Below are 23,692 nucleotides of genomic sequence, written 5' to 3'. Positions count from 1 at the left end.
GAAATGATGACAATTCAGTGTTGCAGGGAGTGTAAGGGATTGGCTTGAAACCGTGTCGCGGCTCAAAAATCAAACCAGCGTAGTCAATGATGCAATTGGCCTTCGTCCCTTGTTTTTCTGCCATGGACCTGTCCCATTTCCTGAATGTTCAGGACTAAAGTTCGCGCACTTTACCCACAAAAGACCTGATGGCAGCAGAACCGACTATCCTTTCGGATAGTGAACGCTGCACTCTTGGCAAAAAGGGACGCCATGCCAGACTATGATCGCGCCATCGGCTCCAGACCCGGCATCACATGCGGTGATCGAACCTGTCTGATCAGGCTCTGGTTATTCAGGCCCTGGCTACTCTGGATGGCTTCAATTACGGTTTTCTGTCTTCTCACGGCAGCTCCCGGATACGCTGTCGAAAACGCCACGGTTACGGTGATTCAAGCGCAGGAAATCGTTTCCAGGGCCACCCTCGAAGCCGTTCGCTGGAGCGGCCCTGAATCCGGCCCGCAAGCCCCGCGGGGCAAGAGCATCGCCCTTGTCGCAGAAGATTTGCGTAACGGAGGAATTGTCGGTGTCGCGCAGGGCGCTCGCGAGGCAGCCAAGGCGATGGGCTGGACGCTGAAGATATTCGATGGCGCTGGATCATCGGCCGGGCGCGCAAAGGCCTTTTCCGATGCCCTGGCAGCGAAACCCGACGGCCTCATTCTGTGCGGCTCCGATGCCCTTGAGAACAATGCGGCGCTGATCCTCTTCGCCAACAGGGAGGTGCCGGTGGTTGGCTGGCACGCCGGGGCACGCCCCGGTCCGATTGACGGCACGCCGGTGGCCATGAACGTCACGACCGACCCGCTCGAAGTGGCTCGCCTCACGGCCATGGCGGCAGTGGCACAGTCAAACGGACGCGCCGGCGTGGTCATCCTGACCGACTCCAAGTACAGCATCGCCATGGCGAAAGCCAAGGCCATGGAAAACGTCATTCGGGCCTGTCGGGAATGTACGTTGCTGGAAGTGCGCGATGTCGCGATCTCCGAAAGTGGCGAGAAGATGCCGGCGGTCACCAAGGAACTGCTTCAGCGCTATGGCAAGCGCTGGACCCACACGCTGGCCATCAACGATATCTATTTCGACTACTCGATTGCCTCATTGACTAGCGCCGCAATACCCAGTGACGGCATCAGTCTGTTGTCTGCCGGTGATGGCAGCGCTTCGGCTTTCTTGCGCATACAGGCAAAAACCTACCAGACCGTTACCGTGGCCGAGCCGCTCAACCTGCATGGCTGGCAAGTGATGGATGAATTGAACCGGCTGTTTGCAGGTCAGCCGGTGAGCGGCTTCGTAGCGCCGATTCACTTGGTCAATGCCGACAATATCGCCTTCGACGGCGGGAAGAAATTCCAGTACGACCCTGACAATGGCTATCGAGACATCTATCGCCACCAATGGAATCCCTGACATTGGACGTTACTTCCCGGCTCGGACGCCAGCTATTGCCGCAATCGCTGCGCGCACAGTTCACCCTGGCGTTTCTGACGCTGGCGCTGCTGATCCTGGCGAGTGGTGCAACTGCGGTCTACGCCTTGCGCACGTCAAACAGCGCCACCCGCCAGCTGGCGGATGAACGACTGGTCCGCATGCAAGATGGGCAAGACATGCTGCAGCGTACCTTGCTGATCGAACGCCAGACCGATCAGCTTCTGACAACCCGATCCCCCGATACCCTGCGTTCAAGCTATGCGGCGACCGTCGAACAGCTTGAGGCCCTTGATCAATTGGTGCAGCAGCTGACTGCCGCGAACAGTGGCGTGGCGATACTCGACATGCATCAGTCGAGTCAGATGTTCCGCAATACCGCCAACATCGTTGCGCAGCTGCGAGAAAGCCTGCTGCAGACCGAGGTCACCTTCGAGCAAACCATGGAGGATCACACCGCCCGGTTAACCGCGACGCAGACCCGGGCCAGCCTGGAACTGGCGGTATTGCTTTTCGATCTGCCGCAGGCTGTTGACAGTGATGCCGTGCAACGGCTGCGGATCCGCTATGAGCGCCTGTCACGCACCGCTGGCAAGTTAACCGACGCTGATGTGCAGACGCCCGATCTCTTCTCCCTGCGCCTGAGGCTCATCAATCAGCACAACGTCATACAGCGTTTCAATGAGGAACTGAAGAATGAGGCCGGGGTTCTGGTCGCGGTGGCCCGTGCGCAATCCAGTGCTTACACCGAAGACTATCGCGAAGCCCTGCAGCGCCTGGTCGAGGCCTCAAATCGTAGCCAGCAATGGGTGCTGATCATGTTGGGCGCCAGCCTGGTGTTCGCCTGGTTCGTGACCCGGGTCTTCATGGGGCGTCATGTGCTCGTGCGCCTGAATGAAATAAGCCGGCAATTGCGTCAGGAACACACTGACAAAACGCATTTGATGATGGCGGAACATGGGAAGGACGAGATCGGCAACATGGCTCGCGCGGTGAATCAATTCCTCAAGGACCGACTTCAACTGGAAAAAAGAACGGTCCAATTGAGTATCGCCACAGAGCGGCTCGCCCTGCAAAACACCCGATTAGAGCAAGAAGCCGTCATCCGTACCGGACAAGGTCATGTCCTGGAGCTGATCGCCAGGAGCACCGAGCTTGCGGAAGTCCTCGAAAGCCTGGCTCACCTGGTCGAGTCCCAACTGGAGGGGATGATGGTGTCCATCCTGGTGTTGGATGAGGATGGCAAACACCTGCTGCACGGGGCTGCGCCCAGTTTGCCGAAAGCCTATAACCAGCTCATTGACGGGATTGCGATCGGTCCGAACGTCGGTTCGTGCGGCACCGCGGTGTATCGGCGAGAGCCGGTCATCGTCACGGATATCGAGCTGGATCCGCTGTGGGAGGAGTACCGTTCAGTCGCTGCGCCCTATGGATTTCGCGCCTGCTGGTCGACGCCGATTCTGTCCCACGAGCGAAAGGTATTGGGCACGTTTGCCTTGTATTCCAACACCGTACGCAGTCCGAGCTCGGCAGAGACGCGACTGATCAACATGGCGACACCTCTTGCCGGCATTGCGATAGAACGCCAGCTCACCGAAAAGCGCATTCGCTATATGGGCGACCATGACGCACTGACCGGGCTGCCGAATCGCACGCTGCTCGAAGACCGTCTCAAGCAGGCAATACTTTATGCTCAGCGTTACAAGCGGCTGGTGACGGTGGTGTTTCTCGATCTGGACAAATTCAAACTGGTGAATGACAGCCTTGGGCACAGTGCTGGAGATGAACTGCTGAAAACCGTCGCCCAGCGCATGCTGGAATGCGTACGCCGCACCGACACCGTCGTGCGACTGGGTGGCGACGAGTTTGTGATCATCCTGTTCGACCAGCTCTCAGACATCGACGGTGTTACTCCAGCCCTGCACAAAATCCAGGAAGCCATCCTGCGGCCGATTCAGCTCAGCGGACATACACTTCATGTCACCTGCAGCATGGGGTTGGCCACCTATCCTGCCGACGGCAGCGATACTGATACGTTACTCAGCAATGCGGACGCCGCCATGTACCGGGCCAAGGAGCTGGGTCGCAACAGTTACCAGTTCTATACGAGCGAGATGAATAACAAGGATCAGGGCAAGCTCGCCATGCAAGACGGGCTTCGAAACGCACTCAACCATGACGAGTTCCTGCTGCTGTACCAACCACAGGTGGATTTGCAGTCAGGTCAGATTATCGGCGTAGAGGCACTGATCCGCTGGCAGCACCCCGAGCTCGGCATGGTGTCTCCAGTCAAGTTCATTCCGCAGGCCGAAGAGACCGGGTTGATCGTGCCTATCGGCGACTGGGTGATTCATACCGCGTGCAGACAGAACAAGGCCTGGCAGGATGCGGGCTGTCCGCCGATCACCATGTCGGTGAATATTTCAGCACGCCAGTTCATCGAAAGGGACCTGATCGACCGGGTGAGGCATGCCTTGCAAGAAACCGGACTGGAACCGATGTACCTTGAGCTGGAGCTGACCGAAAGTCTGATCATGCAAGACCTTCAGCAAGCCATCAGCAAAATGAAGGAACTGCAATCAATGGGAATCAGTCTCTCGATCGACGACTTCGGCACCGGCTACTCCAGCCTCGCAGCATTGAAAAGTTTCCCGATCGCGAGACTCAAGATCGACCAGTCTTTCGTGCGCGATCTGCCCGACAACGAGAACGACAAAGCCATCGCCACCGCAGTGATTTCGCTGGGGCACAAACTGAACCTGAAGGTCATTGCCGAAGGTGTCGAAACCGAAGAGCAGCAAACCTTCCTGCGTGAAAACGGCTGCGATGAAATTCAGGGCCACTTTTTCAGCCGCGCGGTCAGCTGCGATGAAATCAGTCTGTTACTGCGTAAGCCCCGGTTGCCTCAACCGAGCCGCATTGCGAGCCCTGACTCGCTAAGGCGAAAACGCGTTGTAAAACGCCCAGGCAGTCCAATACCCGGGCGTTAATGACTCTGCGTACGGTAAAACGCTCGGCGTGGCTTATGACAGGCTATCCGGATCCCCGAAAAACATCTGAATGAGGCTCTAGGCGGTTGGCCAGGGTATACGGAATTCCTTGAAGTGATGGCAGATCCCAACCACCCAGAGCATGAAGCTATGTTGGAGTGGCATGGCGATAGCTTCGATCCAACGGTTTTTGAGTGTGAGCGCGTCAATCGGCGGTTGAAGGGGATTAAGGTCTGAGATGCAAGGCGGTGTAGTTCGGACGCTTACGCTTCACGAAGGGACTAGGGCCGTCCTTGTAAACGTGAGTATTAGGGCGAGCCTTAGGGCCATGACAGCGTACGACTTCAGAGCGTCGCTCGGCGATTGAAAGGTCGGGCCAGCCATAGCTAGCCGTTTTGGTTTGCAGGCCCAAAATTCACAACCCCGCAGCCAATCCCATCAAGAATGGCGTCGGCTATTCCGCCAACGGCGATCCCAGGAGGGCCGGCAATGAGTCCGATGACTGCGCCAACCTCGGCACCCATGGCGCCCATGACCCCTTGGGCGGCACCACCAACGGTGCCGATAAGGGCGCCGACTTTCCTAGCTAAATCTTTGGTGATGACAACGGTGGAGTGACAACGTGGGCATTGAGTGGTTATGTATAGGGTTCCTTGAGGTTATTACACGGGCATAGAGCCCATTCAAGCAGGTCGCCTATGCGGACCTGCTTGAATGGTGAGCTGTCGAGTCTGGAGGGATGCTTAATGCGGAGAGATGCAAAATCGTGATGTGTGACTACGAATTTGTTGAGTGTAATTAGATGTCGCCGAGTCTCATGGCGTAATAAGCGGAAAGGGCTGAACCCTCGGTGGTTTTGTAGACCGGTCAATGACCATGTTGAGTCGATACCGATCATTCAATACAGGTCACAGCAGACCCAGGCCAACCTCTGTCGCGAACGGTAGAGAACGGCCCGGGCTGTGTGAAAACGTTTTAGAGCAGGTTTGAAGGTCTGAATCAGAACGAAAACCGAGCTTCTACGAAAGTTTCAGTACCTCTGACCTGCCAATCACAGTGAGATTTCACGTAGAGACGCGGACTTAAAAACAGGGCCTACGTTCTTACACAAGCCTGGACCAAAAACTGCCCGTCAGATGCGTCTATAAAATCAGGGGCTATTCACTACGCGATGAACTGCGACTTTGGTAGGCCACAGAAGTCACTGAAATCTCTTCGAGCGGACTCTATGACAGCAGGGGCACCACAAGCGTAGATGTGGCAATTATGCATATCAGGAAAGTCGGCCATGACTGCTTGATGCACTTTCCCGCTACGCCCGGTCCACTGGTCTTCTGGCTGAGGGGCGCTCAGCACGGGAATGAACGACAGGTTAGGCATCACCTTCATAACCTGCTCAACCCACGACCTCAGGTAGAGATCGGCACCACAGCGACCGCCCCAGTAAAGGTGTACCGGATGCGGCGATCCGGTCTTAATCAATGCTTCCATGATAGCTTTGATTGAGCTGAACCCGGTCCCCGAGGCTATCAGAATGATCTCCGAGCCCGGCGCCTCGGGTGCGCCGCGGTAGTAGAGTTCCCCAAAAGGGCCGGCAATGGCCAAACAGCCCTGTCTGCCACGAGTCTCCAGCACATTGGCAATGAACTGACTACTCATGACTTCCCGGACGTGCAAGTCAATCGTGCCTGAAGTGCAGGTGCCGCTGGCGATGGAAAAACTTCGCCGCGCCCCATCAGCCAGAACCAGATCAATATGCTGGCCTGGACGATAGAAAAAGCTGTCGGCATCCAGTACCAGGGTGATAGCAAGGATGTCGGCAGCCAGCCGATTGACGTCCTGAATCTGGCACGCAATGAGTCTATTCAAGTGAAGCTCCGTTCTATAAATCCTGGTTATTTCATCGGCGGAGGTTCATTCGTCCAGCGCCGGAGGGATGACGATCTGTTGGCCTGAAACGGTTGCCCCCGGCAACGCGGACAGCACCTTCCGTACCTAATCCGTGATGATGTCTATCAGACCGCCCTCGCCCTAGCTGTGGAAAATGACGCTGAGCGACACGTCGGGGTGGGCAAATATCGAACTGACTTTGGCCAGCAATCCAACTTTTTCTTCGACGACCTTCATCCAGAAGTAAACGCCGCTCTGCCTGGTGTTGGCAGAAGGGGGCGGCCTGTCCTCGATTGAGTTCCGTTTTAAGCCCATGTTCGGCAGATACACGTAGTTATTAATTTGCGGGCTTTAAGCAAGATCGACCAAGTGGGCGAAAATCGCACTCACGATCTATACATCACCGGCACCTCAGAAGAGGGTTGAGCCGAATCGTCGGTGACATGATGTCGTTTATCGAACCGATAACAGGTGCCAGCCTAGATGTATTCAGCACCAGCGTCGGAGCTATCGACACCCAGTACCGAGCCTAGCCGGCGCACCTATATCGACCGTTGCAAAATTAACCGGCCCACCAGAAGTCAGTGAACTGAACAAAGTATGTTTTTGCGCTGCGTTTTCTCTATTCACATTGAGGGCAGGATCCGCTTCGGCATAACCTTTCTGCTGAGCCTCATCGAACTGCGCGTCGTACGGACTTATTTGCGACAAGATGTCGCTTGAGGTGCCATTGTGGTTGCCGATAAGCGAGGTTATTGGAAGCCATCGACCGAAGGACGCGCAGAAATTTATGATTCCATAAGGACTCATACCTTGACATTGCGCCCAGCCGGCAACGCCACGACCAATTCAATCAGTAAAATGCCCGCCAGCATTTGCACCGGGAGGTTCCAGTCTCCTGTGCGCTGATAGATCGCCCCCACCACAAGAGGCCCCGCGACGGCAATTAGATAGCCCACGGTCTGCGCCATGGCCGAAATACGCGTTGCTGTGTCAATGCTACTGGCCTTTCCCACAAACAGGAAAGCTCCCAGCGAAAGGCCAGCTCCTTGTCCGAAACCGAGCAGGCAAGCCCATAACACTGAACTACCCAGCGGTGCATACATCAGTCCAAGTGTCCCAGCCAGACACAGTAGTATGATTGAGGCAATGTAAAGGCGATGGTCCTGGGTACGCGCAGCCAACAGCGGAGTAACAAAACTTGCGACCATCAGGCTCAGTTGCGAGAGCGAGAAGATCAGTGCCGCAGTGGTCAAGCTAGTGCCACGATCCTTGAGCAGCGTGGGCATCCATGGCAGGAACACGAATAGGTTGAGCACCTGCAGTCCGAAGAACAGCGTGATTGCCCAGGCCGTGGGATTGCGATACACATTCACACTCAACCCTGTGTACCCACCGCTAGGCCTATGCGGCCCGGCGTGACGCAACTGCGGCAACCACAGTAGCAACGCCAACGAGGCCGGAACGGCCCACAGGCCAAGCGAGTGGAAAGCAGAGGCCTGATCAGTCCCCAGCAATTGAAACAGCGGCAGCGACGCACTAGCGCCCAGCACAGCGCCGGCCCCCAGCATCAGCGCATAGACACCCATGACCATACCCATGCGCTGTGGTCCGAAGCGCTTGCGGGCAAGCACGGGCATGATCACGTTCATCACTGCAATACCCGCACTGCCCACGATGGTACCCACGATCAGCCCAACCTCACCCAGCCCGCGGACGCTACAGCCAACGCTTAACAATATCAGCGCGAAAAACAGTGCACGTTCCTCTCCCAGCCATTGTCGCAGTCTCACGCCGGCCATGGAGAAAATGCCCAGTAGCGCCAGCGGCAAGGTCGTCACCAATAGGGTGGAAGTAAAGCCCAGTTGCAGGTTCTCCAGCAATGGCCCGACAGTTGTGAAGATCAGCCGCAGGTTCAGCGACACCAAGATAAAACCTGCCCACAGCAGCCATGATTGCGCAGCGGTGGCATTGACCTGTGGAGAAGCAATTGAAGTGTCCATGACTATTCCAGCTCCACCAGTACCAGACTCTTGAGGTGGCCCGCACAGGCTTCTTGCAACGCCAGCGGGGCCTGGTCCAGGCCTTTGACCATTGTGTGGGTAGTACGAATGCCCCCTTCGCGCTGCCAATCCGCCAGTTGCCGTATCCAGGCGTCGAACATTTCTGGCGCCTCTTCATCGGCGCTGAAACCACGCATCGTCACCCCCCTGAGAATAAGCTGGAAGGTGTCCAGTTCGACCAGCGCCTTCAAGGTGGCGTTGTGCGGGTTCAGCTCCGCCGACACGGCACCGAGTAGCACGCAGCGCGCACCATGTCGGGCGATCTCGAGCGCTGCGGCCAGTTGCTCGCCGCCCACCATGTCGACGATTACGTCGATGCCATCTGGCGCAACCTTGGCGAGTTGTTCACGGACCGAACCACCGTCGCGCGTGACCACTGCGTCATAACCCAGTTCAGCCTGCATCCACCGAGCTTTCTCCTGGTTACTGGTGGTGCCGATGACTCTCGTTGCCCCCAGTAGACGTGCGATCTGCCCAGCCATGGAGCCAATGGCGCCTGCGCCACTGGTGACGAAGGCAGTATCGCCTGGGCGCACTTGGATGGCTTTGACCAACGCGGCGTAGGCGGTCCAGCCATGCCCGAGCCAGGCGGCGGGATCAACGACGGGGCTGTCGATGAGCCTGCACTGTTCGGCCGGCACCACCGCATAATCCCTCCACCCCAGCGGATGCATTACAACGCTGCCTACGCTCAGGCCGGCCCCGGGGCCGGCTCGTACCACCTCGCCAATAGCTCCATCGGCCAGTGTGTCGCCAGGGTTGAGCGGCGGGAATGGAATACCTTTCACATCTTCGGTGCCCGCTTCGGCCATCAAACGGGTGGAGATAGATACTCGAAACCAGCGGTTGCGTACCAGCACTTGCCCTGGGCCGGGCTCTGCGCCTGCGGTTTCGACAACAGCGAAATGCTCGGCCTTGAGTTTGCCCGAGTTGTAACCGAGCAGTTTGACCTCGCGCACAATGCGTGTTTGTTCCGTCATGACCGGACTCCTGCTGTATTCATCTGGATGGTTCTTAGTCGGCATGTCTGTTCACTGCCGCTGAAGGCTGTAAATTGAAGTGATGCCGGGAGTTATGGGGGCTGTGCGAAGCAGATAAATCGCGGTGTTCAGGCGTCGCGAATTAAACGTTACGCTCCGCCTGCCCGAAGGAATTAAACCTATCAGGCACTGAGCCCAACCATGCGTCGTATCAGACCTGTACTTTCGCGGTAGTCGTAGTCCAGCACCAGGCGATCACGCAGCAGTGGTTCGCTGAGTGCGTGTTGCTCCTCGAACACCAATGCGCGTGTGGAGTGTTCACTGGCCGCCACATCCCATACCAGATTCATCAACAGGTTTTTTTGTTTGGCCCCAACGTTTTGCGTGTCAAGGAACCACGAGAATTTCTGGCCAAACGCAGCGTCGGCATCGAGATCTTTTTCATTGAACCTCAGGATCAAGCCCTGCCCACACAACTCTCTGAGTAAATGCAGTACGCGAGGCAATTTCTCCATGGCAAATACCCGCCCGGCCGCCAGTGCGTTGGGCCCCGGGAGCAATATATCGCCGTCAGACATCTCGGCCGTTTCGATAGAGGCGGTACACATGCCTTTCAGTATTTCTGAAAACTGCACGATCTCGCTGACCCGCTGGCGTACCACCGGAATACCTTCAAGCCCCAAGACTTCCATTATCACTTTAGCAAGTCCGGCATACAGGTCGGCCTTGGTTTCCAGGCGCACGAGGGTGTACCAATGGCTGTATGAGGTCCACAGGTTGAAGAAACCGGCGTTGGCCAGTTCCGGCGCGTTCGCCGCCATGATCCGCCAACGCGGGATGAACACGTTGTCGAACACGACCATCGCCTCTGCCTCTTCACCTTTGGAGGTGAGTGGGTGGTCGTAGGCAGAAGCCTGTGGCCGGGAGACGATCTCTCTGCAAAATATCTTCACGCCCCGTGCATTGGCCGGCACGTAAGCCCAAAAGGCCTCGTCAGGCACTGCGGGGTGCAAGCTGCCGACAAATATTTCATTGGACTGCGGCGCTACCGTGCCCACGCCTTTGATGCCGCTGATCCAGATGCCGTCTGCATTTTGCTTGTTAATTCTCATCACTGCACGGTCGGGCGGCGGCAGGTGGATGTCGGTACCATGAGTACGTGCCCTATAGCCCTGTGGATCGACGATGGCCTCAGATAAGTACAAACTGTTGCGCTCGGCGTAGTCATGGTAGTCAGCAATGTTTTCAGCATGCTCAGGGCATTTTTTTCTAAACGTTGGGAGATGTCCCAGCATGCCGACTGCGAAGCTGGCGATCATGTCCAGACTGCGACAGTGGGTACCCCAGGTTTTTTGCGCAACGTACTTGATCGCACGCCGCCGCCGCGCCAGATCTTCTTTGTTTCTGGGCGGCATATAGGCAGAAGAGGCTAGGTAACCGTCGGGACGAAGGTAAGTCAGAATGTCGTCGTGCTCACCCTTGAATTGCTCGTCATAGATTTCTGCAACTTGCGATATCCCGCCGGCAGTTGAAAAGTGCGTGGTAACGTCTTCAACCACCTCGCCCTGATAAATAACAGTACGGTCATCGCGCAGTGAAGCCTTGAAGGCCTCTGCACTTTTCAGATATTTACGCTTGTTTTGCAGATCTAGCATGATAGCGACCTCAATAATGTCTGACTCTTGCTGTAAGTATTGGCCTGTTGTCTTCTGTTGGATCAAGGACAACGCTCTATAGTCAGTATAAGATTCGGATAGGAACTAATCTCGTTACAGGCTTTGGTAATCCGGATTCTCTGTTTGGCGTTTCGGATGCGAGCTCTTTACCACTCGGTCTCTTCTCGTTTTGGTTGTGATCTATGGCCTCGCGAGTTACTGTTGAGGTCTCAACGCTGGAGCGAGCAAGGAACGTCGGAGCAAATGCATAGCCGTTTGCGACGCCGTCTCTACGGCTGCAACCTCCGGTGTCTCCATCCCTCTGCACTGCGGTCATAGCGCAACCGCTCATGCAACCGCTCGCTGCCGTTGGCCCAGAATTCAACTGACTCCAGGCACAGCTCGAATAGGCAGTAGCTCGGCGGACGCGGTAGCGGGCCGCCGCTTTCTGCCAGACGATGAGCTTCCGTACGTAGGGACTGGATGTCGGTGAGTTCTTCGCTCTGCCGCGAGGCAACCGACATGGGGTGGGTTGCGTACGGGCGGCTCAACCACTGGGCGTCGGCGCGCTCTTCCGGGAGGCGCTCGGCGATACCATTGAGAATGATCTGCTGGCTGGTTTCGCGCCAATACAGCACCCCCGAAGCCCAAGGGTTTTGCGTCAGTTCACGGCCTTTCTGGCTGTCGGCATGGGTGGCAAACACAACACCACGCTCGCTGATCTCACTGATCACCACGATCCGCGTAGAGGGCCGGCCCTGGCTGTCGGCTGTGGCGAGCGCCAGCGCCTTGGGCTCGCGAATGCCTACGCGGCGTGCGCGCTCCAGCCAGTTGCGCAGCACGGTCATGGGTTCGTCGGGCAGTGATTGGTATTCGGGAAACGGCGCATCCAGAGTGCCGGTGAGGGATTCCGACATGCCTTTACCCAGCAGCGGCTTGCCTTGTACTGAACTGTTCATAGAACGATGGTCCCCCGTCCGAACGTGACGCCATTGCCGGAGACTTCGACCCGCGTCAGTTGATCGGCGCGGCCCTCGGCCCTGGCGAACATCAGCGAAGGACGTCCGATTTCCACACCCTGGAGAATCTCGACCTGCTGGCCGAACTCGACCTGGCCATGGCGCGCCAGATGAATCGCCAAGGGCCCGGCAGCGGAGCCCGTGGCTGCATCCTCGACCACGCCATAGGCCGGCGAGAACATCCGGCTGCGCCAACGCCGTCCCGAGCCGGCAAAACAATTGATGGCCATGTCGTGGAAGCTGGACAGGGCGCGATGGTCAGGGTGCAGGGCCGACAATGCGGCGATGCTTGGCAGGCCGACAAACACATGGCGCGGGCCGTTGTGATAGATCTCGATGGGAAAGGTCGAGTCGCTGATACCCAGGGCCTTGAGCAATTCGGCGTCGCGCCCCAAGGCCGTCCAGGTCGGTATCGGCTGGTCCATGCTGGCGGCGATGACGCTGCCGTTCTGGCGCTCCAGTTCAAAGGCGATGGTGCCCATCTGGGTTTCCAGGTACAGCCGGTGATTGTCGGTGTGAGCGCCCAGGGCAATGGCCGTGCCCAGTAGCGGGTGCCCGGCGAAGGGCAACTCGTTGACCGGGGTGAAGATCCGGATCAGTGCATCACCGCCGTTACGTGGCTTGAGCACGAAGGTGGTTTCCGACAGGTTCATCTCCCGGGCGATGCGTTGCATTTGTATGGCCGGCAAGTCATCGGCGTCAAAGAACACCGCGACCGGATTGCCTTCCAGCGGGACGCTGGCAAAGGCGTCGATGATGACGTATTTGTGCATGGTTATCTCCCGGCGGCCGAAGCGTTGCTGTCGACAGGTGTGTGGATGAGGGCGTGGCGCAGCAGGTCGGCGATGATGCGCGGGCCTTCCTGGGTCAGTAGTGACTCGGCGTGAAACTGCATGGAGGCAAACGACGGCCCACGCAGGGCATGTACCTCGCCGGTCGCGCTGTCGCGGCTGATCTCGACGGTGCCGATACCGTTGATGTCCAGGCGGTCACTTGAGCTCTGGGCGGCGAAGGTGTTGTAGAAACCCACCCGTTCGGCGCTGCCAAACAGGTCGATTTGTTTTTGTACGCCCTGGTTGGGAATGGCCTTGCGTTGCAGCTCCAGGCCCAGGCACAGGCTCAACACCTGATGACTCAGGCACACCGCGAGGAACGGCCGCTGCTGGCTGAGCAAGGAACGGATGGCAACGTGCAGATGGTCGATTTTCGGCAGTTGGATACTGCTCGGGTTACCGGGACCGGGGCCCATGATCACCAGGTCGTAGCCATCAAAGCTGTAGTCGTCGCTGAAACTGCACACCGTCACCACCAGGCCCAGGGCCCGCAGTTGCTTGGCGATCATTGAGGTGAAGGTGTCTTCGGCGTCGACGATCAGCACCTGGCGCCCACTGAAGTCGGCCTGGGTCTGTTGCCGCTGCTGGCTGTCCATCAGCCAGAAGTCCGAGACGTAGGCATTGCGGCTGGCCAATGCCGCACGCACTTGCAGGTGGCTGCCGAAGCGCGAGGGCTGCTGGTTTTTCAGTGCGGCAATCAGGCCGGCGGCTTTGGCCCGGCTTTCGGCGGCCTCGGTCATCGGTTCGGAGTGACGTACGATGGTCGAGCCCACACTGATCCGCACCTGGCCGCTGTTATCGATGTCGGCGGTGCGAATCAGGATCGCCGAGTCCAGGGAGCGTCCGCCTTTGCCATCGCTGCCGATCAGTGCAGCCATGCCGCTGTAGTACGCGCGGCCTTGCGGCTCATAGCGCTGAATCACCCGGCAGGCGCTCTCCAGTGGGCTGCCGGTGACGGTGGGGGCGAACAGGGTTTCTCGTAGGATTTCCCGTACATCACGACGGGTCTTGCCTTCGATGAAGTACTCGGTGTGGGCCAGGTGTGCCATTTCCTTGAGGTAAGGGCCGAGGACGTGGCCGCCGTCTTCACAAATGCGCGCCATCATTTTCAGCTCTTCATCGACCACCATATACAGCTCGTCGGCCTCTTTGCGGTCGGCCAGAAAGTCCATGACTTCTGTTAGGTTAGGCCCGGCGGGCGGATAGCGGTAAGTGCCACTGATGGGGTTCATCACCGCGAGCCCATCCTTGACGCTGATGTGGCGCTCGGGGGACGCACCGACGAAGGTGCGGCTGCCGGTGTGGATGATGAAGGTCCAGTAGACGCCTTTTTCCCGCTCCAGCAGATGGCGAAAGAACGACAGCGCACTGGCCGGGCCGTACTCGCTAATCTCGGCCAGGAAGGTACGCTTGATCACGAAGTTTGCGCCTTCTCCTGAGCCGATTTCGTCAGCAATCACCTGGCTGACGATCTCGGCGTAGCTCGCGTCGCTGAGGTCGAAGCGTTCGCTGTTCAACTGGATCGGCACGTTGGGCAGCAACCCCAGCAACTGTTCGATACCGATGGATTGCTGCTCGGTGATTTTCATCGCCAGCAGCGGCGACTGATCGTCCACTGCCTCGAAGCCCCGTTCGGCAATCTGGCGGTAGGGAATCAGCGTAAGCACATCCAGGCGAGGTGCGCCGATCGAGGTGGCAGGCAAGTCGATATCGGCCAGGACCTGTGGCTCAGACATTTTCCCTATCAGCACATCCAGCAGGCCGGGTCCGTTGGATTCCGGGCGGTACAATAGGGCAAACGGCTCGGGGGCCGGTTGCAGGATACGCTCCATGAGGCGGGCGGCAGTTTGGCTCATGACACCACCTCGTCGGTGGTGATGACCATAGCGCAACGGCTGGCAGCGTATTCAATAGCCATCCAGTGGTGCGCCTTGCTGAAGTCGGCGATGGCGTCGGCAACGAGGAAGGGCTGGATATCGTTGGAGTAGGCATCCACGGTAGAAATCAGCACTCCGACATGGGCGTACACCCCGCACAGGATCAACTGATCGCGCTCGTTGGTGCGCATGTGCTCCAGCAAGTCGGAGTTGAAGAACGCGCTGTAGCGCCACTTGGTCAACAGCCAGTCACCGGGCTTGGGTGTCAGGGCGTCGACCACCTCGCGGTCGGTGGGGCTGGCCTTCATGCCTGGGCCCCAGAAGTCCTTGAGCAGCCCGCGTTGCTCCTCGCTCATGCTGCCGGGTTGGGCGGTGTAGGCCACCGGCACGCCGTTGTCGGCAGCCCACTGGCGAATGCGTGCGGCATTGCTCACCACTTCTTCACGCAAGGCGTCGGGCAAGGGCCGCAGAAAGTAGCGCTGCATGTCATGCACCAGTAGCACGGCGCGTTCAGGGTCGATGCGCCATTGTGCGAGGTTGGGGGGCAGGTCGCGGGAAGTAGGCAGCGCGTAAGGGACGATCGATGGAATGCCGGTCATGGCGACAAACTCCAGTCAAAGGGAGGCAAGGGTGGAGGAGGGCAGGTTTTTCCAGGCCATCACCGCAGTAATGGCCTGCCACGGATTCAGACGCGGGTCGCACAGGCTTTTGTAGTGGCTGGCGACCTGGCTAAGGCCGGCGGCATCGGAGGCGCACTCGCTGACGTCGTCAGGGGTGGTTTCCAGGTGCAGGCCAGCGGCCACGCCCCCGGCCGTGTTCACGGCGTGCTTGAAGGCGGTGATTTCCTCGGTGATGGTCTGCACCATGCGGGTTTTGTTGCCGCAGGGCGCGACGATGGTGTTGCCGTGCATCGGGTCGCTCAGCCAGATGATCTTGTGGCCGGCGTGGCGCACCGCTTCAACCAGAGGTGGCAGGCGATCGGCGACCTTGTGGGCGCCCATGCGGGCAATCAGGGTCAGCCGGCCAGGTTCGCGTTTGGGGTCCAGGCGCTCGCACAGGCTCAGCAACTGGTCTTGGGTGATGTCCGGGCCAACCTTGCACGCTACCGGATTGAGGACTTCACTGAGCAGTGCCACATGGGCACCCGTCAGTTGACGGGTACGCTCGCCGATCCATGGCCAATGCGTCGAACCGAGAAACACCCGGCCTTGTTCATCCCGGCGCAGTTGTGGCAGTTCGTAGTCGAGCACCAGCATTTCGTGGCTGGTCCAGGCGGGAGAGCCGTTGAGTTGCTCCTGGCCTGCCGGTTCTTTCCAGCCCAGGTGTTGCATGATGTCCTGCGCGGCGCGATAGCCTCGAACCAGGCGTTGCGCATCATGCTGGCGATGGCCGCAGACGGCCTCGCGGCCGTTGACCATGTCGCCGCGATATACTGGCAACTCGACATCGCCAATGCGTTCGCTGTTGTTGGAACGGGGCTTGGCAAACTGCCCGGCAATCCGCCCCACCCGTACCACCGGTTGCTGGGTCACCAGCCGGAACGCACCGGCCAGGATGTCCAGTACCGCGGCTTTGCAGGCTACATGGCTGGGAGCGCTTTCATCCATGTCCTCGGCGCAGTCACCGGACTGGATGATCATTGCTTCGCCTGCCGCTACACGCGCCAATGTGGCGCGCAGCACCAGGATGTCCTCTACTCGAATCAGTGACGCGCTGTCCCTGAGGTAGGCCTGCGCGTCATGCAGTTGTGAGGGCTCGCTCCATTGAGGCTGTTGGAACGCTTCACAACTTAGAACCCGTTTCAGTATATCTTCCATGATGCGATCACTTTCCTGAGTGATTAAGTAGGAATGCCTTCGCGCTTGATTTGGGGTACCGGAATACTCAGCGCGCGCAACTGTTGGAAAACATTCATGAATTCGCGATTGCGCTTGATCTTGCCATTATCCAGTTCGAAGGAATGCAGGAAGTGGTTCTCGTAGTACCCCTCGGGGTAGCCGGGAAAGAGGATCTTGCCGTGACCTTTGCACTCGACCCAGAAATAATTGGGGTCGTCGGTACCGAATATCTTGATGTCGTACCATTCCCAGTCGGGAAAACATTTGAGCGACCAGACAGCATGCTCCGCGAGTTTATGTTTGCCGCTGATCACAATCGGTGCGCCGGTATCGGTAGTCCATAAACCACCACTACCGTCCTCGAGGAACAACTCATGTCGACGCAGGCGGTCCTGACCCTTGGTATTCATGTAGGTCTCGACGGTGGTGCGATTCTTCTCGCGAAGTTCGGACGCGTCACTGAAGTCGGGTTGGCTGATTGTGTCAAACATTATCAATACTCCTTTGATGTCTAAGTGGGAATGCCGTCACGCTTTATCTGCGGCATGGGTATTCCTAGTGCATGAAACTTCTGCACCGAGTTCATGAATTCACGGTTGCGCCTGATCCTGCCGTTATCGAGTTCGAAAGAGTGGAGGTAGTGGTTCTCGCAATAGCCTTCCGGATAACCCGGGATAAGCACCTTGCCGCGCCCGTCGGACTCCACCCAAATATGATTCGGGTCGTCGGTCTCGAAGATCCGTACGTTGTGCCATTCCCAGTCGGGGAAGCATTTCTCGAGCCACTCGGCAAGTCGTGCCAAGCTATTCCAGCCCCGGAAAATCAGGGGCACGCCTGTTTCGGTGGTCCAGTTTCCGCCGCAGCCATCCTCACTGAACAAGGTGTGGCGCTGCAGTCTCTCGGCACCCTTCATGCGCATGTAATTCTCGACCGTTGTGCGATTGATCCGACGCAACTCCAGGTTGTCAGCGAACCCTTTCAGTCGTTTGTAGTCCTGCATGGTATGAGCCTCGACATCTACTGGTTCCGTGGGGGGGACCTTGGGGGTGTAATCGTGGACGGTAAGCTATGACCTGTTCGCCAAGACATGCCGGGTATAGCTGATGAAGTTGAAGTCGGGCCGCAACGCAATGTGCGAAGTTAGCGTTTGCACATCACGCCAGCTTTTCTGGATCAGGTTGCTGCTGTAGTGAGCTTGTGCGCCGCTCAAGCGGAAGATACGGTTGACGGCGTCCAGAAGCAGTTGCGCTGCGAAGGCCGCATCGCGGGCGCAACGTCCTATTTGCAGTGGCGGCAATTTGCCTTGGTCAATCGCCTGGCAGCTGTTGTGCAGCAACAGGTCACAAGCCTTCAGTGCACTCTCTGCGCTGGCATAAGCCATGGCCGTTTCGTCCGATGCCTCGGCGGGCAGACTGTCTCGCCACTGTTCGAGGCAATGCCATGCAGCCCCAAGACCACAGGCCAAAAACAACTGGGCGTCGGCGGCAATCGGTGAGGCCTGGTATTGCAGCCCTTGCGCATGGCGAGAACAGCCCCTGAGCAGATCGGCTCTAGCAAAGGTCATGTGGGCCGGTACAATTATCCCGTCCAAGTTGATCGAGCGACTGCCTGTGCCCCGCATACCCAGAGTTTGCCAATTGTCGAGCACCTCCCAGGTGTCGGCGGGAATCGCGGCAAAGAGTTGCTCCCCATCATCGACCTCAATGCACAGCAAGGCCCAATTGGCGAAGTCAATGCCCGACAGGTAATGCCATGTACCCGTCAAGCGCCAGCCACCCTCGACGGCCTCCACCTTACCGGTAGAGCGGAACGAGGCAGAGATGCGCACATCCTGGCTGTTCCCCCAAATCTCTCTTTGCGCCTTTACCGGAAGATACGCTGCCATGCGTCCTGCTACCGCTTGGATTACGGCATACCAGGCAGCGGAAGGGCATGCCTTGGCCAGCGTCATGACCCGATGCGAAAGGTCGGCAAAAGTGCCAGGTTGCCCGCCCTGTTCCCTTGGCACGAAGTAACGTGCAAAACCGGCGACCGTCAATGCATCGACTACTTCCTGGGCCAGCAAGCATTGCTGGTCAGCGTTTAACGCGTGCTGTGCCGCGACCTCACGGACACGCTCAATGGGAGTTAGTTGGGCGATAGCGCCCAGCGTTTCAAGCTGTTGCATCTGGTAGTCTCCTTGAAGAAGTCACGGTGTATTATTCAGCCGGCTGTGTGCGGGGCTTCAGGCTGTCTGGAGCAGCCTGTGCGCGACGGCTCCAGCCGAGCAGGTACGCCAGCATTAGGCCAAGGGAGGCCAATAGGTAGGCGAACATGCTGGAATAGCCCAAATGGTCCAGCAATACGCCGGCCAGTATTGGCAACAAGGTGCGACTCATCACGAACAGACTCGATTGGATGCCGTAATCCATCGCCAACAACCCTGGCCGTACGTGGTACATCATCAGGCCGAATACCAGGCCGTCCGAGGCACCCATTGCGTCAGGGCTCCAGCCCGGCAGCGTGCTTGCCGCCATCATCCCGAGTGCCAGCAGGTTGCAAGCATCAAACAAAGGCAACGCAACGCGTACTTCCCATTTGCACGATATGTAGCCACCAGCCAAACTGGGCACAGCAGCCACTATCCCTCCGCCCACGCCGACCAACTGTGCAATGCGTTCCGGGCTGAAACCCTGGTCGAGCTTCAGTGATTTGAGGAACACCCATACGGTGTCGATCAACGGGAAATAAAATATCAGTAGTACGGTCCAGACGCGGTGCCGGGGCACCTAAGACCACTCCAGCCATTGCCGGGCGCTTGTCCGTGGCATCGACATGTCGTGGCCTTCGGGGGGGAGGGGTGTTGAGGCCGGCTGCATAGAACGGACTGGCCCAGCCCATGTGGTTGTACAAGATCAGCATCAGACCACCGCCGACGATTGCACCCAGACAGGTAGCTGTCGAACGAATCGCACCAGCCTGCATGTGCTGAGTCTGCGGCAGAATTCGGATCGTCAGTGCGTTGACCGGCATATCGACCCAAGTGCCGAACAGGCTGACTGACATGGCGAGCACGAACGGCACCCCCGTCATCTGCATCAAACCTATCTGCGTGCCGCTCCAGTCGTGTTCGCGCATCATCAGCGGAAGGCCGATGAGCTGATAGATCAATGGCACCGTCAGTGCCAGATTGAGCCAATGAGTCAACAATTGTCGTGGCAACCAGGAAGCTGTATTCATCGCCGAGTCTCAGATGTGCCGTTGGTCGCGCCGTCCTGAAAGCTGTCGTAGGTAGTGTGGTTGAAGGCCAGTCCTCCGGTCATTTGCCAGCCGCCGCCGAGTAGACAGTCCAGGTCAAGGTCCACGCCCTTGGACGTGACCTTGGCGGCGCTGGCGGTGTAGATCACGCCCACTGCCGGCTGCATCTGCATGTTGTCGACTTTCATCACGTAGGCGGCGAGCGAGTAACGCAACTGTTTGTCCAGAGCCAAGCCTTTGAGCCCAGTTCTGTAAGACCAGATATCCTCCCGTGAATAAGAGGGGTAGTTCAGACTCGAGACAAAGATGTTGTAGCCAACTGCGCGTACCCCACGGCTAGCACTGATGTACCACTGGTTGGAGGGGGGGATCTGGTAATGCAGACTCAGCCTGGGAGAGACGTACGTCCAGCCTCGGCTACTGTGATCGACGCCGGTGGGGGTTATGTCCGCCGACATACGCTCGATACGCGCGCCTGCCGAGACGCTCCGGTCACCGCTGAGCGGTACGTTCCAGTGAGTGAACAGAGACACCGAATCAATCACCGCAACACTGGCCGGTACCATTTCCAGTGGTCGCTCGATCTTGTCGGCACTCGCGATCACAGAGGGCAGGGCAATGACGGTTGCATTTTCGGTGATATCCGAAGAGGTCTCTACAAACACTACCGCAGGGCAGGCAAGGACAGGCAAGGCAACGAAAACAGTGCAGAGCACCGCCTCGGGGGCATAACTCATGTGATAGCCAAGGCCGAAAGAGGCACTAATTAAGGTCGGGCCACTATAAAATGTCAGTGCGATTAAATCTTGTTACACTTATTTGGTGATCCGGATTATCTGTTTGGCATTTCGGATCCCCTGTGGTGGTCTAATAAAACCGGCACCCATTTCGGCGAGAATGCTCGCCAAGCCGAGGTGTCAGATGACCGCAACGCCGTGTGTTTTCCGCTGAATTCAAACGCGAGGCCGCGACCTCGTACTCAAGCAAAACTACAGTTTCATCGAAGCCAGCCGTTCATTCGATGTCGGCGAATCGGCCTTGCGCCGTTGGGTTGATCAAGTTCAGAAGGAATGCCAAGGCGTTACCCCACAGAGCAAAGCGCTGACACCGGAACAGCAGAAAACCCAGGAGTTGGAAGCCCGGATCGCTCGCCTTGAACGGGAAAAATCGATATTAAAAAAGGCTACCGCGAAGATCACGAGCGTTCGCGCTGATTGACCAGCTGAGCGTCCACGAGCCGGTTGCTTGGCTGTGCAAGGTGTTTGAAGTCACCCGCTTGTGTTCCTACGCCCAGCGTCTCAGACGCCGGACTCCTGATATTGAGCGGCTTGAAAGCTGACAACCTTTATTGGGGCAGTTTTCAATCAGCCCAACATGCTGTGGAAGGCTGGTTCGCGCAACTGGAAAGACGAGCGCTGTACCGGGGCGCTTTCGCCAGCGTTGCGGACCTGAAGGCAGTGACCAACCAATTTATCGAGGCTCACAATGAGCATTCAGCCAAGCCGTTCACATGAAATAAAACGGCTGAGATCATCATTAGCTCGGCGTATAAAGCGAAGCTGAGCGTGATGAAAAATAAATTAATGGATTAATCGCTCAGCTCACTAGGAGTCACTCGGTTCATGCACCTTTCGTCTTGCACTCAGCAATGACTTGGGTGTGAGCTTGTAATACTTTTCGAACGCAGTACTGAAGCTCGATAAGTGCTGAAACCCGACCTTGTATGCCACTGTGGAAACATACATCCCTGCCTCCAGAAGTTCCCAGGCCTTCCTCATCCGGATGTCTGTTAGCATACGGTGCGGGCTGGTACCAAACACCTTACGAAACCCCTCTTTGAGCTTGAATTCGTTGGTGCCCAGCGTAGCGCATAGATAACTCACGGTTAATGGCCGGTCGAATTGGCTCATCAAGATATCCCGCGCACTCAGCATCACGTCCTGATCTTTCGAATTGACCCTGCTCTGGGTGCGAGTTGGTGCAGGTGCAAACGGTCGGATTTGCTCGGACAATAGCCCGAGCGCGGTAATGTGGATATCAAGCAGCCCTCCAGAATGGTCGTGCAGGTGAACCAGCGAGTCGGCCAGCCTTTGCGTGGCCGCGCCATACTTGCCGCAGAATAGTTTTTTGGCCGACAGGTCTTTAACAGTACCGTCGAGCAAGTATTCCAGCCCGTACCGCTGTAGCAGCGGCGTCTTGGCGATCAGACGTAACTGGCGGATAGCCTGTTTGGCCGGATAGCTCCGCTCGCCACGCAAACTACCATAGGTGGAGACGGTGCTATGGCCGCAGATGAAGTCGAAACGCTGCCCGTCTTTGCCGGTACTACTTGATTGTCCCGAAAGAGCAATCGCCACCGTCAAGGAGCGCTCACCCTCAAACGAGCCGGTTTCCACTAAATCATCGTGGGGATTGAAATTGGAGTAGGCTACAGCCAAGCCGTCCTCGAACGTCAGATAGTCAGTAAAACAGGTTCCCAGGCTTTCCGGAAATTGAGAGCGTTGCCAAGGCGATTGACCCAAGCAAGAAGGTGCCTCCCTATCCGTGGAAGAAAATCGATAACTCATTTTCATCATTCCTTGTGTTGCTCTTATCCAAGAACGGGTGGGTGTAGTAGTCAACTAATCACGGACACGACGTTAAGTTTTTTCTCGGCCTGAGCTGGCGCGAGCCCAGCGTTGAATTGATGGGGCCGAATCCAGTTGTACCGATGCATCAAGAAATGACTGGTGTCGCGTTGGGCCTCTTGGGCCGTTCGGTAACCCGTGGTTGGTATCCATTCGGTTTTCAAACTCCGGAACACACGCTCCATCGGCGCATGTCCCAGCAATTTCCTCGCACCTTGAACCGGCTCAGTTGCTCACCGTCGTCACGCATCATCGACAAGATGCTGCGGCTGCCTGCAGCACTGCGACTTTCTGTGAATAATTCATTGACCCGACTGCGCAGCCGGGGCGGCGTTGATTGTGCCAGGGGACTTACGATAGAGGCCGACTGCCAATCCCAAAATGATGATCGCAATTGAAATCAAGTTAGGTGTCGAGATGTGTTCGCCGATAATCAGCATCGAACTGCCGATGCCGAATACCGGAATCAGCAACGATAGCGGTGCCACTGTTGAAACAGGATAAAGCTTCAACAGCGAGTTCCATCCCCAATAGGCAAAGTGTGTGGCCAGATAAACCTGGAAAATAATCGATAGCACAGCCGTCAGGTCGAGACTGCTTTGCAGGTTCTCAAAGGGCGCGGCACCCTGCATGAGCCAGGCGATGAAGAAGAGTGGGATGGGTGGAAACAGACTGGCCCAGACCATAAATGAAAAGATCTCTTTGACACCGGATTTCTTGATAATGACGTTGCCGATGCTCCATGCGACGGCACTCAGCACAATCAGCAGTACTCCAAGTATCGCGTGCTCCCCTTGCTGGGTAGAAATGATGCCTGCCAACCCAACCAATGCCAGCAGCGCACCGAGAAACTGAGCACCGCGAAGCTTCTCTTTGAACAGTAACGCCCCCCAACCCATGGTGAAGAACACGCTGAGCTGGATGATCAGCGAAGCAATACCGGGGCTGACGCCGACCTGAATGCCATAGTTGATCACGCCCCACATACCCAATCCAAAAATGAAGCCGTAGGCGGCGACATAGCTGAACTTGATGGCGGGGCGTTTTATGAAGAACACCAAGGGTATGGCGGCGAGTGCAAAGCGTATACCAGTTAACACAAAGGGATCGATCGAGCGTAATCCCAGCTTGGTGATTGGAAAGTTAACTCCCCACACCAGGGTGACCAATATCGCCAGCACCAAATGTTTTTTCTGCATGTTACTAGCCTCACGTTAAG

21 protein-coding genes and 3 pseudogenes are annotated in these 23,692 nt (G+C 57.4%); 5 read left to right on the top strand and 19 right to left on the bottom strand.

What is annotated here, in order from left to right:
• Positions 1 to 426 precede the first annotated feature (426 nt).
• The 3 genes from TU81_RS04030 to TU81_RS30645 are packed head-to-tail and all read left to right on the top strand — an operon-like array spanning position 427 to position 4,691.
• Complete coding sequence (locus TU81_RS04030; RefSeq protein WP_038983376.1) at positions 427 to 1,446, top strand: substrate-binding domain-containing protein; 1,020 nt, start codon at positions 427 to 429, stop codon at positions 1,444 to 1,446.
• On the top strand, positions 1,434 to 4,454 hold the full coding sequence (locus TU81_RS04025; protein ID WP_038983375.1) for an EAL domain-containing protein: 3,021 nt from the start codon (positions 1,434 to 1,436) through the stop codon (positions 4,452 to 4,454). The genes TU81_RS04030 and TU81_RS04025 overlap by 13 nt, the downstream gene beginning before the upstream one ends.
• A gap of 45 nt (positions 4,455 to 4,499) precedes the next feature.
• On the top strand, positions 4,500 to 4,691 hold the full coding sequence (locus TU81_RS30645) for an IS1096 element passenger TnpR family protein (protein WP_082157800.1): 192 nt from the start codon (positions 4,500 to 4,502) through the stop codon (positions 4,689 to 4,691).
• A gap of 927 nt (positions 4,692 to 5,618) precedes the next feature.
• Here TU81_RS30645 and TU81_RS04015 read toward each other — a convergent pair.
• The 16 genes from TU81_RS04015 to TU81_RS03950 all read right to left on the bottom strand — a co-directional run bounded on the left by TU81_RS04015 (position 5,619) and on the right by TU81_RS03950 (position 20,583).
• Positions 5,619 to 6,323 carry an FAD-binding oxidoreductase gene (locus TU81_RS04015; protein ID WP_050682524.1) on the bottom strand — a complete coding sequence of 235 codons (705 nt, stop codon included), beginning with the start codon at positions 6,321 to 6,323 and terminating at the stop codon, positions 5,619 to 5,621.
• 528 nt (positions 6,324 to 6,851) lie between these two features.
• Positions 6,852 to 7,154 (bottom strand): hypothetical protein, encoded by a 303-nt coding sequence (locus tag TU81_RS31075; RefSeq protein ID WP_080772145.1) that lies wholly within the window; start codon positions 7,152 to 7,154, stop codon positions 6,852 to 6,854.
• Positions 7,151 to 8,347 (bottom strand): MFS transporter, encoded by a 1,197-nt coding sequence (locus tag TU81_RS04010; RefSeq protein ID WP_050682525.1) that lies wholly within the window; start codon positions 8,345 to 8,347, stop codon positions 7,151 to 7,153. The genes TU81_RS31075 and TU81_RS04010 overlap by 4 nt, the downstream gene beginning before the upstream one ends.
• Positions 8,348 to 8,349: 2 nt before the next feature.
• On the bottom strand, positions 8,350 to 9,387 hold the full coding sequence (locus tag TU81_RS04005) for an MDR family NADP-dependent oxidoreductase (RefSeq protein WP_038983374.1): 1,038 nt from the start codon (positions 9,385 to 9,387) through the stop codon (positions 8,350 to 8,352).
• Positions 9,388 to 9,569: 182 nt separating this feature from the next.
• Positions 9,570 to 11,042, bottom strand: coding sequence for a 4-hydroxyphenylacetate 3-hydroxylase N-terminal domain-containing protein (locus TU81_RS04000; RefSeq protein ID WP_038983743.1), 1,473 nt, complete (start codon positions 11,040 to 11,042; stop codon positions 9,570 to 9,572).
• Between the two features lie 290 nt (positions 11,043 to 11,332).
• On the bottom strand, positions 11,333 to 11,959 hold the full coding sequence (gene phzG, locus TU81_RS03995) for a phenazine biosynthesis FMN-dependent oxidase PhzG (RefSeq protein ID WP_173667546.1): 627 nt from the start codon (positions 11,957 to 11,959) through the stop codon (positions 11,333 to 11,335).
• A 38-nt stretch (positions 11,960 to 11,997) separates the two neighbouring features.
• Positions 11,998 to 12,834: a PhzF family phenazine biosynthesis protein gene (locus TU81_RS03990; RefSeq protein WP_048393492.1), complete on the bottom strand. Its 837-nt coding sequence runs from the start codon at positions 12,832 to 12,834 to the stop codon at positions 11,998 to 12,000.
• 2 nt (positions 12,835 to 12,836) lie between these two features.
• Positions 12,837 to 14,726 carry an anthranilate synthase family protein gene (locus TU81_RS03985; protein WP_390176078.1) on the bottom strand — a complete coding sequence of 630 codons (1,890 nt, stop codon included), beginning with the start codon at positions 14,724 to 14,726 and terminating at the stop codon, positions 12,837 to 12,839.
• A 20-nt stretch (positions 14,727 to 14,746) separates the two neighbouring features.
• On the bottom strand, positions 14,747 to 15,370 hold the full coding sequence (locus TU81_RS03980; RefSeq protein ID WP_048393490.1) for an isochorismatase family protein: 624 nt from the start codon (positions 15,368 to 15,370) through the stop codon (positions 14,747 to 14,749).
• Positions 15,371 to 15,385: 15 nt separating this feature from the next.
• The gene (locus TU81_RS03975; protein WP_048393487.1) at positions 15,386 to 16,588 is read right to left on the bottom strand and encodes a 3-deoxy-7-phosphoheptulonate synthase; all 1,203 of its coding nucleotides are present in this window, start codon (positions 16,586 to 16,588) and stop codon (positions 15,386 to 15,388) included.
• Between the two features lie 23 nt (positions 16,589 to 16,611).
• Entirely contained in the window at positions 16,612 to 17,100 is a 489-nt protein-coding gene (locus tag TU81_RS03970) for a PhzA/PhzB family protein (RefSeq protein ID WP_038983368.1), read from the bottom strand.
• 20 nt (positions 17,101 to 17,120) lie between these two features.
• Positions 17,121 to 17,609, bottom strand: a complete 489-nt coding sequence (locus tag TU81_RS03965; RefSeq protein ID WP_038983367.1) for a PhzA/PhzB family protein — start codon at positions 17,607 to 17,609, stop codon at positions 17,121 to 17,123.
• A gap of 66 nt (positions 17,610 to 17,675) precedes the next feature.
• A complete protein-coding gene (locus tag TU81_RS03960; protein WP_050682527.1) occupies positions 17,676 to 18,776 on the bottom strand; it encodes an acyl-CoA dehydrogenase family protein in 1,101 nt (366 codons plus the stop codon).
• A 31-nt stretch (positions 18,777 to 18,807) separates the two neighbouring features.
• Entirely contained in the window at positions 18,808 to 19,128 is a 321-nt protein-coding gene (locus TU81_RS30200; protein ID WP_151152195.1) for a hypothetical protein, read from the bottom strand.
• A gap of 25 nt (positions 19,129 to 19,153) precedes the next feature.
• Positions 19,154 to 19,828: a hypothetical protein gene (locus TU81_RS30195; RefSeq protein WP_151152196.1), complete on the bottom strand. Its 675-nt coding sequence runs from the start codon at positions 19,826 to 19,828 to the stop codon at positions 19,154 to 19,156.
• Positions 19,825 to 20,583 carry a TonB-dependent receptor domain-containing protein gene (locus TU81_RS03950; RefSeq protein WP_038983366.1) on the bottom strand — a complete coding sequence of 253 codons (759 nt, stop codon included), beginning with the start codon at positions 20,581 to 20,583 and terminating at the stop codon, positions 19,825 to 19,827. Before TU81_RS03950 ends, TU81_RS30195 begins: the two co-directional genes overlap by 4 nt.
• Before the next feature lie 200 nt (positions 20,584 to 20,783).
• Here TU81_RS03950 and TU81_RS30640 point away from each other — a divergent pair.
• Both TU81_RS30640 and TU81_RS29260 read left to right on the top strand, forming a co-directional pair.
• Positions 20,784 to 21,176: pseudogene (locus TU81_RS30640) on the top strand (transposase); the annotation flags it as partial.
• Positions 21,177 to 21,219: 43 nt separating this feature from the next.
• Positions 21,220 to 21,438, top strand: a pseudogene (locus tag TU81_RS29260) (IS630 family transposase); the annotation flags it as partial.
• A gap of 12 nt (positions 21,439 to 21,450) precedes the next feature.
• Here the strand turns inward: TU81_RS29260 and TU81_RS03940 are convergent.
• The 3 genes and pseudogenes from TU81_RS03940 to TU81_RS03930 form a co-directional block, all read right to left on the bottom strand.
• Entirely contained in the window at positions 21,451 to 22,413 is a 963-nt protein-coding gene (locus TU81_RS03940) for a helix-turn-helix transcriptional regulator (RefSeq protein WP_048393485.1), read from the bottom strand.
• A 50-nt stretch (positions 22,414 to 22,463) separates the two neighbouring features.
• Positions 22,464 to 22,684: pseudogene (locus tag TU81_RS03935) on the bottom strand (integrase core domain-containing protein); the annotation flags it as partial.
• A 91-nt stretch (positions 22,685 to 22,775) separates the two neighbouring features.
• Positions 22,776 to 23,672 (bottom strand): EamA family transporter, encoded by an 897-nt coding sequence (locus TU81_RS03930; protein ID WP_038983364.1) that lies wholly within the window; start codon positions 23,670 to 23,672, stop codon positions 22,776 to 22,778.
• Positions 23,673 to 23,692 lie beyond the last annotated feature (20 nt).

The organism is Pseudomonas lini, assembly GCF_001042905.1.
In the GTDB taxonomy this organism is placed as follows: Bacteria; Pseudomonadota; Gammaproteobacteria; order Pseudomonadales; family Pseudomonadaceae; genus Aquipseudomonas; species Aquipseudomonas lini.
Note: the sequence above shows the minus strand (reverse complement) of the source record. Positions and strands in the feature narration are given on the sequence as shown.